This is a genomic window from Wolbachia endosymbiont (group A) of Cydia amplana (genome assembly GCF_964028495.1).
In the GTDB taxonomy this organism is placed as follows: domain Bacteria; phylum Pseudomonadota; class Alphaproteobacteria; order Rickettsiales; family Anaplasmataceae; genus Wolbachia; species Wolbachia pipientis.
Window position 1 is genome coordinate 96923 of sequence record NZ_OZ034792.1, and the last position, 14754, is coordinate 111676.

At 33.2% G+C, this 14754-nt stretch carries 14 protein-coding genes; 10 read left to right on the plus strand and 4 right to left on the minus strand.

Features of this window, described 5'->3' with window-relative positions; translation table 11 throughout:
- Nucleotides 1-10: 10 nt before the first annotated feature.
- Entirely contained in the window at nucleotides 11-1429 is a 1419-nt protein-coding gene (locus ABWU40_RS00495; protein WP_353279192.1) for a leucine-rich repeat domain-containing protein, read from the plus strand.
- A gap of 41 nt (nucleotides 1430-1470) precedes the next feature.
- On the opposite strand, the gene ABWU40_RS00500 is transcribed toward ABWU40_RS00495, so the two are convergent.
- The gene (locus ABWU40_RS00500) at nucleotides 1471-2277 is read right to left on the minus strand and encodes a rhodanese-related sulfurtransferase (protein ID WP_015589401.1); all 807 of its coding nucleotides are present in this window, start codon (nucleotides 2275-2277) and stop codon (nucleotides 1471-1473) included.
- A gap of 129 nt (nucleotides 2278-2406) precedes the next feature.
- Here ABWU40_RS00500 and ABWU40_RS00505 point away from each other — a divergent pair, with 129 nt between their 5' ends.
- Nucleotides 2407-4005, plus strand: coding sequence for an ABC transporter permease (locus ABWU40_RS00505; protein ID WP_015589402.1), 1599 nt, complete (start codon nucleotides 2407-2409; stop codon nucleotides 4003-4005).
- A gap of 10 nt (nucleotides 4006-4015) precedes the next feature.
- Here the strand turns inward: ABWU40_RS00505 and ABWU40_RS00510 are convergent, their stop codons facing one another.
- Nucleotides 4016-4909 (minus strand): Rpn family recombination-promoting nuclease/putative transposase, encoded by an 894-nt coding sequence (locus ABWU40_RS00510; RefSeq protein ID WP_015589403.1) that lies wholly within the window; start codon nucleotides 4907-4909, stop codon nucleotides 4016-4018.
- Nucleotides 4910-5143: 234 nt separating this feature from the next.
- Nucleotides 5144-5545: a Co2+/Mg2+ efflux protein ApaG gene (gene apaG / locus ABWU40_RS00515; protein ID WP_179949601.1), complete on the minus strand. Its 402-nt coding sequence runs from the start codon at nucleotides 5543-5545 to the stop codon at nucleotides 5144-5146.
- Nucleotides 5546-5644: 99 nt separating this feature from the next.
- Between apaG and ABWU40_RS00520 the strand changes: the two genes are divergently transcribed.
- Nucleotides 5645-6709 carry a 5-(carboxyamino)imidazole ribonucleotide synthase gene (locus ABWU40_RS00520; protein ID WP_141456665.1) on the plus strand — a complete coding sequence of 355 codons (1065 nt, stop codon included), beginning with the start codon at nucleotides 5645-5647 and terminating at the stop codon, nucleotides 6707-6709.
- A 964-nt stretch (nucleotides 6710-7673) separates the two neighbouring features.
- Here ABWU40_RS00520 and ispD read toward each other — a convergent pair.
- Nucleotides 7674-8867: a 2-C-methyl-D-erythritol 4-phosphate cytidylyltransferase gene (gene ispD / locus ABWU40_RS00525; protein WP_353279193.1), complete on the minus strand. Its 1194-nt coding sequence runs from the start codon at nucleotides 8865-8867 to the stop codon at nucleotides 7674-7676.
- A 263-nt stretch (nucleotides 8868-9130) separates the two neighbouring features.
- Between ispD and ABWU40_RS00530 the strand changes: the two genes are divergently transcribed.
- The 7 genes from ABWU40_RS00530 (at nucleotide 9131) to ABWU40_RS00560 (ending at nucleotide 14745) form a co-directional block, all read left to right on the plus strand.
- The gene (locus ABWU40_RS00530) at nucleotides 9131-10195 is read left to right on the plus strand and encodes an AI-2E family transporter (RefSeq protein WP_141456664.1); all 1065 of its coding nucleotides are present in this window, start codon (nucleotides 9131-9133) and stop codon (nucleotides 10193-10195) included.
- 129 nt (nucleotides 10196-10324) lie between these two features.
- Entirely contained in the window at nucleotides 10325-10960 is a 636-nt protein-coding gene (locus ABWU40_RS00535) for a DnaA ATPase domain-containing protein (RefSeq protein WP_006280257.1), read from the plus strand.
- A 205-nt stretch (nucleotides 10961-11165) separates the two neighbouring features.
- Entirely contained in the window at nucleotides 11166-11336 is a 171-nt protein-coding gene (locus ABWU40_RS00540) for a hypothetical protein (RefSeq protein ID WP_007549057.1), read from the plus strand.
- Nucleotides 11326-12312 (plus strand): tyrosine recombinase, encoded by a 987-nt coding sequence (locus ABWU40_RS00545; protein ID WP_353279194.1) that lies wholly within the window; start codon nucleotides 11326-11328, stop codon nucleotides 12310-12312. Before ABWU40_RS00540 ends, ABWU40_RS00545 begins: the two co-directional genes overlap by 11 nt.
- A gap of 55 nt (nucleotides 12313-12367) precedes the next feature.
- Complete coding sequence (locus tag ABWU40_RS00550) at nucleotides 12368-13093, plus strand: lysophospholipid acyltransferase family protein (RefSeq protein WP_010963063.1); 726 nt, start codon at nucleotides 12368-12370, stop codon at nucleotides 13091-13093.
- 51 nt (nucleotides 13094-13144) lie between these two features.
- Nucleotides 13145-13414, plus strand: a complete 270-nt coding sequence (gene rpsT, locus ABWU40_RS00555) for a 30S ribosomal protein S20 (protein WP_012673338.1) — start codon at nucleotides 13145-13147, stop codon at nucleotides 13412-13414.
- An 80-nt stretch (nucleotides 13415-13494) separates the two neighbouring features.
- Nucleotides 13495-14745: a citrate synthase gene (locus ABWU40_RS00560; RefSeq protein ID WP_141457306.1), complete on the plus strand. Its 1251-nt coding sequence runs from the start codon at nucleotides 13495-13497 to the stop codon at nucleotides 14743-14745.
- Nucleotides 14746-14754: the final 9 nt, after the last annotated feature.

The window sequence follows — 14754 nt, forward strand, 5'->3', positions numbered from 1 at the left end:
GGTGGGATAAATGATATTTTACACACAGGGCGACACTCCAGCTTTATGTAGGTTAGATTACACGGATGTAAGTAAGTTAGTAGGCATACCAAATATCACAAGACTTGATTTAACTGAGTGCAAGATTAGTGTTGAAATTGTAAAAGAATTAGCTGAGCTTATAAATCTTACTTCACTTCATTTAGGTAAGTGCAAGATTAGTGTTAAAGATGCAAAAGAATTAGCCAAACTTACAAATCTTACTTCACTTCATTTAGGTAAGTGCAAGATTAGTGTTGGAGTTGCAAAAGAATTAACCAAACTTACAAATCTTACTTCACTTCATTTAGCTGGGTGCGAGATTAGTGTTGGAGTTGCAAAAGAATTAACCAAACTTACAAATCTTACTTCACTTCATTTAGCTGGGTGCGAGATTAGTGTTGAAATTGTAAAAGAATTAGCTAAGCTCAAAAATCTTACTTCACTTCATTTAGCTGGGTGCAATATTGGTGTTGGAGTTGCAAAAGAATTAACCAAACTTACAAATCTTACTTCACTTCATTTAGCTGGGTGCGAGATTAGTGTTGGAGTTGCAAAAGAATTAACCAAACTTACAAATCTTACTTCACTTCATTTAGCTGGGTGCGAGATTAGTGTTGAAATTGTAAAAGAATTAGCTAAGCTCAAAAATCTTACTTCACTTCATTTAGCTGGGTGCAATATTGGTGTTGAAGTTGCAAAAGAATTAACCAAACTTACAAATCTTACTTCACTTCATTTAGGTAAGTGCAAGATTAGTGTTGGAGTTGCAAAAGAATTAACCAAACTTACAAATCTTACTTCACTTCATTTAGCTGGGTGCGAGATTAGTGTTGGAGCTGCAAAAGAATTAACCAAACTTACAAATCTTACTTCACTTCATTTAGCTGGGTGCGAGATTAGTGTTGAAATTGTAAAAGAATTAGCTAAGCTCAAAAATCTTACTTCACTTCATTTAGCTGGGTGCAATATTGGTGTTGAAGTTGCAAAAGAATTAACCAAACTTACAAATCTTACTTCACTCAATTTAATTGGTTGCAAGATTAGCAATGAAGTTGCAAAAGAATTAGATAAACTCAAAAAAAATCTTCCTTCACTTAATATAATTGGTTACAAGATTAGCGGTAAAGGTGCAAACGTAAAATTGCAGGATGAGGTATCAAACTCGCAAGAAAAACTTAAAAGCAGTAGCAAATACTATATTTGTGGAGCAACAGTTGGTTTAGTTATTGGTCTAGTTGCAGCATATTGTTTAGGGGCTGCTGCTTTAACTCCTGTTGGTGTTTCTGTTGCAGCGTTTATTGCATCTGCTGTGGTTGGCGCGTTACTCGGAGCTGGGGTGGGTTATGCTGTGAGTACATATCTTGAAAGCACTGAATTAAACAATATGCAACCACGAAGGAGTTGTTGAAGATCCGTGTTAAATTCTAGTACAGGAGCTTTTTTCTAATGCTAAAGTTTACAGTTGAAACAAACCACCTGGCCACGTGGAACTGATTTCAGTTTATCAGTTGAAACTTGATTTGAGCAGAGTATGCATTTTATTGTGTTGCTTGGAGTAAGTGAGTTATCAACAGCAATTCTATCATCAAAAACAAAACACTCACCTTCCCAATTATCATTTTTATTATGAGTTTTTTCGAGGTAAGAAAGAATGCCGCCTTTCAGGTGGTACACATCGTTAAATCCAAGATTTTTCATGTACGCTGTTGATTTTTCGCATCTAATTCCACCAGTGCAGTACATAGCTACTTTCAGGTCTTTACTCTCAGAAAATGACTCTGTCCACTGAGGAAACTCACGGAAACATTGTGTGTGTGGATTAATTGCATTCTTAAACTTGCCTAATTTCACTTCATACTCGTTTCGTGTATCTATTACTAAAACGTCAGGTTGAGAAGTAAAATCATCCCAATGCTCTGGATCAACATATTTACCCTTCAGGGAAATATCAAGATTGCTTACACCAAGATTCACAATCTCTCTTTTTAATTTTACCTTCATCTTGCTAAATGGTTGATATTCTGCTGCACTCTCTTTCCATGTAAGGTCCCTTAGCCTATAATCAGAACGTAGAAAATCGAATATTTTATCAATTGCGTTTCTTTCACCAGATATTGTTGCATTAACACCCTCTTCTGCAAGGAGTATAGTGCCCTTTAACTCAACGTTGTTGCATGTAGCTTTTATTTCGTCTTTCATGTCATAATAATTAGAAAGTTCTACAAAATGATAGAAAGTTGCAATGACGAAGCTCATGATTATTCACTTATCAACTAAAAACATGATATACAAAATTATAAAGATATTCAATAGTACGGCTGTTAATTACTGGATATCTTCAGTTTTTACATATAACATTTTAATATAAAATATAGATTCAAATTAATGTTTTTAAGAGTATTTAAAAATATATTCTTATTTCTAGTAAGTATATTATTCGTCTGTCCAATATTATCATTAATATCAATTCTATTTACAGATACAGCAAATTCCGGATGGGTAATCAGCACACTTTTCCCTGAATATATACTGAGTACGTTAATTTTGATGATAGGAGTGGGGGGAATATCTTTCATATTTGGAGTAATTCCAGCGTGGCTCACCACATTTTTTTCATTTCCTGGAAGTAAAATTTTTGAGATTGCTTTGTTCTTTCCGATATCGATTCCTGGATATATAGTAGCGTTCGTCTATGTAAATACACTAGAATTTTCAGGTCCAGTGCAGAGCTCATTAAGAGACATTTTAGAGTGGAGCAAAGGTGACTATTGGTTTCCTGAAATAAAATCCCTAGGTGGTGGAATATTAGTAATGGGATTTAGTTTATATCCATACGTTTATATGTTAGTCCGCTCAAGTCTAAAGAATGTTAGTAACTCAGTCACTATTGCATCAACACTTGGGTTCTCCTCATTGAAGAGCCTGTTTTCTGTCATCATACCCTCCATACGCCCATCGATTATAGCTGGGTTGTCTTTGGTACTAATGGAAGTAATTACAGATTTCGGCACACCACAGTTTCTTGCTATCGATACTTTTACGACGGGAATATATCGCACCTGGTTTTTACTGCATGACAAATATTCAACTACTGTTTTAGCAGTTGCAGAATTAATTTTCGTTGTGATACTAATAGCTATCGAAAAAAAACTACAAAAAAAAGGAATATCTTACTCTTCAATCAATACCAATTCAGATTATCACAATAAACGGAGTATAAGTGGCGCTATACCGTTGATCTTTGCTTATCTTATGTGTGTATTGCCGATATTAATAGGTTTTATTTTGCCAATGATTCCGCTCATATATTGGAGCATAGAGAAGGGGTTTTTCATATACGAAGCAAGATTCTATAACATAATAGCAAATAGCATTAGTTTATCATTTATCACCGCATTAATCTCAATTAGCATTGCAATAATGATTGGATATACGGCGCGTAAAAATAAGGTAATCAACAATATAGCGCGTCTCATTTCTTTAGGCTACGCAATTCCAAATGCAATTATCGCAATTAGTATAATAATATTTTTAAGCAGAATATCCTCTTTCATTACTCAATATGTTGTGGAAATTAGCTTAGTAGGAACTATTGGCGCATTAGTTTACTCATATTTATTCCGTTTTTTTGCTATATCTTTCAAGGCGGTAGAGTCAGGGCTCAAAAAAACACCAAATGAAATTGAGTGGACTGCATATACCATGGGTCACGGACCTATTTCCACATGTTTGAATGTTCATATCCCTCTCATCAAGAAGAGTATATTATCGGGATTTTTGCTCGTATTTATGGATACTATCAAAGAGCTCACAGCAACACTCATTATAAGACCATTTAATTTTGAAACTATATCAACTAGAATATATGAACTTGTAAGCGATGAGCGCTATAGAGAAGCTGCCCCATTTTCGTTAATAATAGTTATAATAGGCTTAATCTCTACAATAACCTTATTTACACTTGATGATAAGGATAAAAAATAAACGTAACTGTTCACAGATTTCCACTTAATTCTTCAATCTCACTAATAGAAAGGCCAGTAAACTTAACAATAGTGTTGACATCAACATTATTAGCCAGCATTGCTTTTGCGACTTCAATTTTCCCTTCAATTTTCCCTTTCTCTATACCTTTTTGTATACCTTTCTCTTCAGCAAGATCAAGTCTGTATTCAAGAATAGCTTCTTCTTTGCGTAGATCCATTATCCTTTCTTCATAGGCTACTAAATCTTTTTCGTTCCAACGAAACTTGTCTAATTCATCATATGCTAGCTTTATTATTGGCGCTTTTTCTGCTATCTCTTTTAAGTCCTCTTCTGTTGTTTCTTCTGCGTATTTAAAAAAGAAACACCACCTTTCTACTATACTTTCTAACTGCTCTACTTTATTTTTTGCGAATTTAGGCAACTCAATAAAGACAAACTGAAAATCTTTTAAGTAATGGCCGTTAGTTTTTATATCACGTATATTGTGAGTAGAAATATAATCAACTTCTTCAGGAAGTAAGTTACAATTTGATATAGCAATAAAGAAGACTTTCTTTAAATCAATGTAGTTGCCAGATTTATCTAATTGTCTTGAGTAGGCTTTAGCAGCATAGAGTTGTGCGCGCTTTTCAAAGCCCTTGTCTCTAGCGAGCTGCATTTCTGCTATATATCTATTTCCGTGAGAATCCTTGCAGAGAACATCAACAATACTTTGTTTATCAGAGGCAACTTCGGGATCCATAATAGTGCTAAGAAACTCAACTTCTTGTATTGCATTTATCTCAGTAAACCCTAAAATATCGTTCAAAAAGTGGGTCAGGATATTCTTATTTTTTTCCGTTCCAAAGATTTTTTTGAAACACAAATCATTGCGAGGATCGAGAAATTTTGAAAGAGCCATAGCCAAAGTGCTTAAAAATATTAATAATTATACACTATTATTAACAATTATTCAACCATATTTTTGAAGATAGCTATAGCTAACACGTCATAACCGCCACGAACCGTCATACCGCGATTCATTCGCGGTATCTTAGCATAGATCCCGCTAACAAGTAGCGGGATGACGATTGTGTATCGTGCTTTGCTAAAAATCACAGAATGCAGTCTGGTTACAAATAAACTATTTTGATAGTTAATGGGGTCTAGTTTTGACGTATGAACTATCCAAAGAAAAGGGTGGTATCATAACCTCAAAAATTTTTATGCTTTCTTCATTCAGAAATTCATACTTACCCTGCATTATTCCTGACGGTGCATTTAAGTATGTTCCACTTGTGTATTTGAATACCTCTCCAGATTTTATCACAGGTTGTTCTCCGATAACACCAACTCCGGCAATTTCATTTACTTTTCCCTTATAATCTATTATTTGCCAATGACGACTTAACAATTGAATAGTTGATTGGCTTTTGTTTTTTATCTTAACGTTATACATCCATACATAGCAATTTTCATAAGGAATGGATTGCTCTTCAATATAAATTGGTAAAACTGTAACTTCAACAAAGTTGGTAGTTAGTGTGTATTCTAGAATCATTATAGAATATTCATGATAAAAAGATAGTATCCTAATTATATACTTTTTTCATAGATTTTTCAAGTATACTCTAATTAGGAAATATCAATTTATAGTATGAATGAACCAGATGCGCTTAGCAAAAAAGTAATAGGAATAATAGGTGGTGGACAATTAGGTAAAATGACTGCTATCGCTGCAACAAAACTTGGACAAAAAACACATGTTTTTGCCAGTGCTAAAGACGATCCGGCTTGCTCTGTTGCTGATGATTTCACAATAGCAGATTTCTCTGATAAGAAAGCGCTTGAATCTTTTGCACAGAGTGTGGATTTGGTCACTATTGAGTCTGAAAATATTCCATGTAGTGCAATTAATATCGATGTAAATTTTTATCCGGGTAAAAAAGCGTTACACATTGCGCAAAATAGGCTTAGAGAGAAAGATTTCATTAGAAGCTTGAGTATAAAAACTGCTGAATACAAAAGTATACAAAATTATAATGAGCTACTGGAAAGCAGTAGAGCTTTTGGCTATCCAACAAGGCTGAAAACAACAGAAATGGGTTATGATGGAAAAGGGCAATATGTGCTTGAGAATGATTCTGAAGTGAAGCAATTTGCTTCCTTTGATTGGAATACAGAGTACATTCTTGAAGCAAGTGTTGATTTACTGAAAGAGGTTTCAATAGTCGTTGCAAGAGATAAAAACGGTAAAGTAGCTTTTTTTCCTATAGCAGAAAATTACCACGTTGATGGAATACTTGATACTTCAACAGTGCCAGCTAAAATAGATAGCAAATTAACTCAAGAGGTACAACGAGCTGCAAAGAAAATAGCAAATGCGCTTGATGTAATAGGAATTCTGGCTATTGAATTTTTTGTTACTAAAGATAACGAATTGTTAGTTAATGAACTAGCTCCCAGACCTCACAATTCTTGCCACTGGAGCTTGGATGCATGTAACGTTAGTCAATTTGAACAGCTGGTTAGGATAATATGCGGGCTACCTATGCAGGAAGTAGTATTACGCTTTCCTTGTATGACGAAAAATATAATAGGTAATGATATATATGATTCTCATAAGTATTTGAGCAACGAAAAAGCTAGTTTAACCATATACGGGAAAAAAGAGGTTAGAGATAAGCGTAAAATGGGACATGTCAATATAGATTTAAGTTAACAGTTTTTCTACGTTATACCGCCACAACTGTACGAACATTGTGATATGATGAGATGTTACATAGTAAACGGTGTCATTCTAGCACCTCTTTTCCCGTCATCCCGCTGCTTGTTAGCGGGATCTCATTTCACTTTGTGAAGGTGTCATCCCAGCACCTCTTTTCCCGTCATTCCGCTGCTTGTTAGCGGGATCTCATTTTACTTTATGAGGGTGTCATCCGAGTAGCCCCTTTCTCGTCATCCCGCTGCTTGTTAGCGGGATCTCATTTCACTTTATGAAGGTGTCATCCGAGTAGCCTGACTACTTGGATCCAGGAATTTTATTAAGTTGGTAAGCATAAAAGTGGCTGATCTTATGTTAAAACACAACGTTCTTGATGAGATTACAGCAAGGCTGGATTCCAGCGTCAGCTACTTGAATGACAGCAGTCCTACGTCATGCCGCCGCGGTATCTCTAGATCCCGCTAACAAGCAGCGGGATGACGGTTGTCGTTTAGCCACAAACATTAAAAAATTTACCAAACGAAAAAAAAGACAAAAGAAGCCCCGTGGTTGGCTAATTACTTACATTATACTTTCAAGTATGGCGTTTTTTTATTCTAAACACTTAATAACCGCGATTTAGCTGCTTTTAAGCTGCAACTAATCTAAATTATAAACGTTAAGAAATTTACTAAACAGAAAAAAAGGCAAAAGAAACCCTAGGGTAGCTAATTATTCACTATCCATTTTTTAAGTTGGCGTTTTTTAATGTTTTAAATGCTTTATAAGCGTATTTCAGCTTGTGTAGGTAAAAACCCAGAAATTTGATAAAGACATAAGGTGCACATAGTGCAAAAAATTAAACATGAGACGCCAGATACGTGAGTTTTTTTGTCATTTAATCTGTACAGAGAAGATAAATAAATAGCTTCAGTTTCATGATAAGGGGGCTGGCGGAGTTTGTCAAGGAAGTTTTTCGTTTCTATTTCCAATAAAAGTTTGTATGCAATAACACAGAAGCATGTACAGCTATTCCTTCATTTCTTCCAAGAGAACCTAATTTTTCTGCAGTGGTTGCTTTGATATTTACAAATTCATCATCAATTTCTAATGCTTTTGATATGAATTTCTTCATTTCTACTTTGTAAGGCGATATTTTAGGCTCTTCACAAACTATAGTAATATCTAAATTAGATACGCTGTACCCTTTTTCTTTTGCTTTTTTAGCAGCAAAGTCAAGGAAGTGAGATGAATTGCAATCTTTCCATTCAGAGGAACTAGGAGGAAAGTGCTCTCCTATGTCGCCATATCCCAGTGCTCCGAGTATTGCATCAACGATTGCATGTATTGCAACATCACCATCAGAGTGCGCTTCTATTGCCATGTTGTGTTCAATTTTCACACCGCAAATTTTTATAAAGCTTTCAGCACCGTTTTGAACTTTAATGAACTTATGTATATCATAACCGGCTCCGACACGAAATTTTGGCTCTTCAAAAAGAAGCTTTGCCATATTGATATCCTCTTTTGTGGTTAACTTAAAATTGCTTTTCTCACCTTTAATAATCGCAACATGTTTTTTGTGCTCTACCATTAGTGATGAATCGTCAGTAAATTCTTTGACTGATTGATGGCATGATAATAATTCTTTGAAATTAAAAATTTGAGGGGTTTGTATGGCTCTGAGCTTTCCTCTTGAAATCGTAGATTCAATAAAACTATTACTCACCAATGACATAGTGTCTTCAACTTCTATTGCTGGAACTACTCCTGTATATTGATCATCAATCATAGATTCAACCAAGTTATCTATCAGAACATCTGACACAAAAGGCCTACAAGCATCGTGTATAACTACAAAATCTGGGTTAACTTTTTGTAAGCTTTCAAGCCCTAGTTTAACTGAACTTTGCCTGTTTTCTCCTCCGTATACAGGGCTTAGTAATTTAGTGTCTGTAATTAGTGATATAGCTTTCTCATAGAAACTTTCATGGTCTCTATTAATTGCTATTCTTATGTAATCTATATATTGGTTAGCCAGAAATCTTTTAATTGTATGAAATAAAACAGATTTACCTGCCAGTTTTATATATTGCTTAGGAATCGTAGAATTGCATCTACTGCCTACTCCCGCTGCAACTATTAATGCTGCTATTTTGTATTTCTTAGCGCACATATTTCTTTTTGTAGAAGCTTTCCTCTCTATCCAAGATTCTTTCCGAAAAATAAAATTTCTGACATCATATAAAAGTTACTTCCCCTATTAACTAGCATAATTATAATAGCAAAAGAGATATTTAGAGAGCTCAAAATCTATCTTTGCCTGCGGATTAAACAACTAAATTTTAGTAAAAAACGATAGTATTACAAATCGTAAAATACTTTCAACATAGGAAAAATAAATTGCATATTTTTCAGTAAATTAGCTATGCTAAACACATGCAAAAACGTCATATAACTATTTGTTTCATACTGCTTTTTATAATAGGGATGTTATTCCTGATGCGTCCTATGATTTTTCCATGTTTAATATCTATTATTATTGCATATTTGTTTAATCCGCTAGTAGTTAAGTTTGAAAAGTATAGAATACCGCGTTCATGTTCTGTAATTTTTATAATACTTATTTTATTAATAGCTTTTATACTAGTCATAACATTTGTTTTACCTATTATATATGTTCAAATTACTTCAATATTAAATTTCTTAGTGAGTAAAGTGCCTTCATTAAAGCTTAAAGTAATCCCCTCTGTATTAGAATTTCTTAATATAAAAATCGAGGATAGCTTATTTGATCACTTATCTAAAAATCTAGCAGAAAATTACAGCAACTATGTATCTTATTTCATGAATGCTCTTGATATTGCTAGTAACTTTATAATCCAAGTGTTAAGTTCAAGCTTTAACACGGTATCATTAATGGTGATTACTCCTGTAGTGTTTTTCTACATATTACGTGATTGGCCTTTAATTATAGAAAAAGCTAATAAATTAATCCCTATTCCTTACAGAGGAAAAATTGCAGATTATTTTTCCAAAGTGGATTTCATTATATCTAATTATCTAAAGGGGCAGGTAAATGTATGTATTGTCATGATGGTCTTTTACTCTGTGAGCCTGAGCATAATCGGATTGGAACACTCTATTGTTATTGGAATTTTATCAGGAATGTTAACGTTCATACCTTACGTAGGGCCATTATTATATACCATTATTGGGTTTTTGAGCGCTATCACTCAATTTAGTGGATGGTTTGAAAGTGCTGCCGTTTTGCTATTATTTGGTGTTGGACAATTAATAGATTCAAATATATTAGTTCCTTTATTAATAGGAAAAAAAGTTCATATACATCCAACTGTAATTATTCTGGGAATTACTATATGCGCTTCATATTTTGGATTTACAGGTATATTACTTTTTATTCCAATAATAGCAATGTTCAATGTATCAGTAGAATATGCAATCAATAAATATTTTAAAAGTGAGCTTTATAAAAACGGCTAACAGACCTTTTGCATAATCAATTTATGGTAAGAGGAGAAATGAGCCCAGAATACCTGACACATTTGAGGAGCGTAAGTAAATTTCTGCGCAAAAATTACTACCAGAAAGAGGTTACGTAAGAGGTTCAACGTGCAATTAAATTTATTTAACAACAATCAAGCTGATTATAGCCGGCAAAATTACATCATCTTAGATGAAAATAAGCACGTATATAATTCGGTAGTTAATGATTTATCTTGGAAATGTCTGATTCTTTTTGGACCTAAAAGCTCCGGTAAAACTCATCTTGCTCATATTTGGCAATCAATAAACGATGCAATCTTTATCAATGTGAATAACTTCGTAAGCGAGATTAGGTATAGCGATGCTTTTATTTTAGAAGACGTACAAAACATTAAAGATGAAGCAATGTTATTACATTGTTACAATTACATGAAAGAAAACGACAAGAGGCTGCTAATCACTTCTTCAATTTCACCAAAAAAGCTTAACTTCAAACTAAGAGATTTAAGTTCTCGAATATTATCAACTATCAGCGTAAAAATTTTGCCTGCAAGCGAGGAATTATTAAGAATTATGCTAATAAAACGATTTTCAGATAAACAGTTAAAAATTGATTTAAAAGTGATTAATTATATTTTAGCAAGAATAGAACGTTCTTTCTATAGCATTGATAAAATTATAGAAAAGATAGATAATGAATCTATAGGGTCAAATGTGACCGTTCCTTTTATTAGCACTTTATTAAAAAAAGATGCCATTTGATTTCTTCTTTTGTAAAGGTGTATATTAAAAATTTATTAACACCCATAACACTAACGTAATTGGAATCTCTATCTGTCCATGTTAGAATTATAATCAATGTTATGTTATAATAAATATAGATAGATACAGCTAAGAAGTATTCTATATTTATAGTAGAGCTCACTTTATAAGGTGTTTTTTATAGATTTAACGTTATAATTTAACTATGATAAGAGTAAGATTAAATTTAAGAAAAAGGTTAAAGCAAAAATTTGTGATGTTCACTCTATTGATAAATGCTTTATTTGTCTCATATTTTCTCATAAGAAACACAGGGAACACTTCTAATCAAATTATAGCCAAAGAAATAAATATAGGAACTGATAATGAAAAATAAACAGTCGCAAAATAAAAAAGAAAATCTTTACATAACATATTACATAGATGCTTTAGCTTCAGAGAGGTTCGCTGCACAAAATACTCTGGAAAGTTATCGTTCGGATTTACACCAGTTTGAAGAATTTTTATTGGAAAGCGGCACTACCTTGGTTGGTGTAAACAAAACCAATATTAAAGATTATGCGAAATCTTTATGTACACAAAAAAAATATAAAAGTAGCTCTATATCAAGAAAAATATCCGCTATGAAAAATTTTTACAAGTGTCTATTTAATGACGGAATAATAGATTTTAATCCAGCGCCGGCTAATGATGCTGAATTAAAGAATCCAAAAGTTTCTCGTCCTTTGCCTAAGTATTTAAGTGTCGAAGAAATATTTTTGCTAATGGACACAGTGAGAAAATCAGCAAGCGAATCGAATAAAGAGATAAGCAGTAAAAGGCTATGTGCGATTTTAGATATCCTTTACTCTTCTGGAATGCGTATTTCTGAACTAATTAGTATGAAATTATGTGAAGTGTCACATTTAATAAACAGTAATAACAAAGAATGCTATATAATAATAAAAGGAAAAAGTGGTAGAGAGAGGCAAATTCTTTTTAATGAACAAGCATTGCAGAGCCTTAGAAATTATTTATCAGTTCGTGATAATCTGATCTCTAAAGAAAAGGAATCCGATTGGCTATTCCCAGGTGATAAACCTAATAAACCAATTACAAGGCAGAGGCTCGGTCAATTAATGAAGGAGTTGGCAAGAAAATGCAATATTGATGAAAATAAGATCTCTCCACACGTGATTAGGCATTCTTTTGCTACCCATCTACTAAATAGCGGAGCAAATATTGTGTTGATACAGAAAGTTCTTGGCCATACTAACCTTTCTACAACACAAATATATACTCATATTGCTAACGAAAAGTTAAAGGACAAATTAGCTGATTCGCATCCTATTACTCAGATGATCAATAATTAAATTTATTGTTTTTAATTTGTAATAAAGTTAAATTTAAATAAATTTATGTGAGTTTGTGATTTCAAGTTTATTGTTTAATTTCTTTCTTATATTATGGGAGGTATTCTATACTTTCATTACTCTCCCTGTAATTTTCTTTTCTGAGTGTGTAATAACCATTTTCCTCGTCTGTTCGGTGAGAGTTGTATTATTCATGCTGCGTTTATTATGTGGCATTAAATATGAAGTGAGGGGAATGGAAAACATCCCTAAGCAACCTTTTATCATTGCATCTAAACACCAATCTCCATTTGAAACATTTATTTTTATACTACTATTTAGAAAAGCGGTTTTTATTTTAAAACGTGAATTGAAATGGATTCCATTCATTGGTTTGCATCTTATAGCGCTGAAAATGATTTTTATTAACCGTTCAGATGGTATCAGTTCTATACGCCATATAATCAAACTAGCAAAAATGCGTATAAAAGAAAATAGAAGCATAATAATATTTCCTGAAGGTACAAGAACAACTATAAACCAAAATATAAAATATCAACCAGGTATTGCTGCTTTATATAGCGTATTATCTGTTCCTGTGTTACCGGTTGCTTTAAACACTGGTTTGTTTTGGCCAAAAAGCATACTTTCTCTGAGAAAGAATCCCGGAAAGGCAGTAATAGAAATATTGCCCCCAATATATCCTGGGTTAAACAAAAATGAATTCTTGCAAAGTTTAGAAAAAATTATTGAAGAGAGAAGCAGTAGATTAACCATAGGAAAAACTGATATTGCAAATTAACAAAAAAACTTTATAATTAAAAGAAAAGTACAGTATTTTAGGTATTAATATATGGCAAATCATAAGAGTGCTAAAAAAATGATAAAGGTAATAGCAAAGCGCACTTTAATAAATAAGATGCGGAAAAGTAAAACTCGCACCTCTATTAGAAAATTGGTTGATATAATCAAGTCTGGCGACAAAGAAAATGTTGTTCTGGCATTTCGGAATGCTGAATCTAATTTACACAAGTGTGTGAATAAAGGTGTTATTCATAGGAATACTGCTGCGCGTAAAATAAGTCGCTTAAATGCAAAAGTAAAAGCATTGATGACCGCTTAATACGGTTAATGTAAAGTTAACTGTATTAATATATACTCCTCAGTTTGTATATTCTGTATAAAATTTAAGTAGCTTAAGTGATGGATAAAAAAGTGCTATTAGAACTAAGTAATGGATTAAAAATCGAGCTACCTGTATTAAGCGGAACAACAGGTCCTGATGTGTTAAATATCAAGGATTTATATAAGATGACAGGATTATTCACTTACGATCCAGGGTTTGTTTCTACAGCTTCATGCTCTTCTACAATTACATTCATTGATGGAGATGAAGGAGTTCTTAGATATAGGGGACATAATATAGCTGATTTGGCAGAGAATAATAATTTTACTGCTGTGATTTATTTATTGCTCTATGGTGAATTACCCAGTTCAGAGCAACACAAAAAATTTCTTCTCAAAATACAAGAATCATCCAAAGTATCAGAGCAAGTTACAAATGTAATTAAAGCATTTCCAAAAACTGCTCACCCTATGTCAATCTTAGTTGCATGTTTTGCAAGTTTGTCAGCATCTTATCATGAAAAGCATGGCAACAATGTCAATGGTGAAGACCTAGATTTTGGAATTTCTCCAATAGCGCAAGTTTCCACAATTATTGCAATGATTTATAGGCATATCAACAATCAGGAATTCATAAATGCTAACAATGAATTAAGTTACAGTGAAAATTTCTTAAAGATGATATTTGGCGATGCTGTTGATAATGATAAAAGCGCCCTTTTTGCAAAAGCTCTGGATAAAATATTTACTCTCCATGCTGATCATGAACAGAATGCTTCTACGGCGGCTGTCAGATTGGTGGGATCGGCTGGTTCTAATCTGTTTGCAAGCCTCTCTGCAGGAGTTGCTACACTTTGGGGACCAGCACATGGTGGAGCTAATGAGGCAGTTATAAATATGCTAAAAGAGATAGAGCAAAGTGGAGATATAGATAAATTCATCGAAAAAGCTAAAGATGATAAAGATCCATTTAAATTGATGGGATTTGGACATCGTGTTTATAAAAATTATGATCCGCGCGCGCGTATATTGAAAGGCGCTTGCCATGAGGTTCTAAGTAAACTAGAACAAAATAATGAACTGCTTAAAATTGCAAAAAAACTTGAAGAAATAGCTTTAAAGGATGAATATTTTATCGTGCGTAAGTTATATCCAAATGTTGATTTTTACTCAGGTATAATAATGAATGCTATTGATATCCCCTCAAATATGTTCACGCCTATTTTTGCACTTGCAAGAACCACTGGTTGGGTTACTCAGTGGTATGAAATGATAAATGATAAAGAAACTAAGATCTGTAGACCAAGGCAACTCTATTTTGGTAAATAAATTTATTTT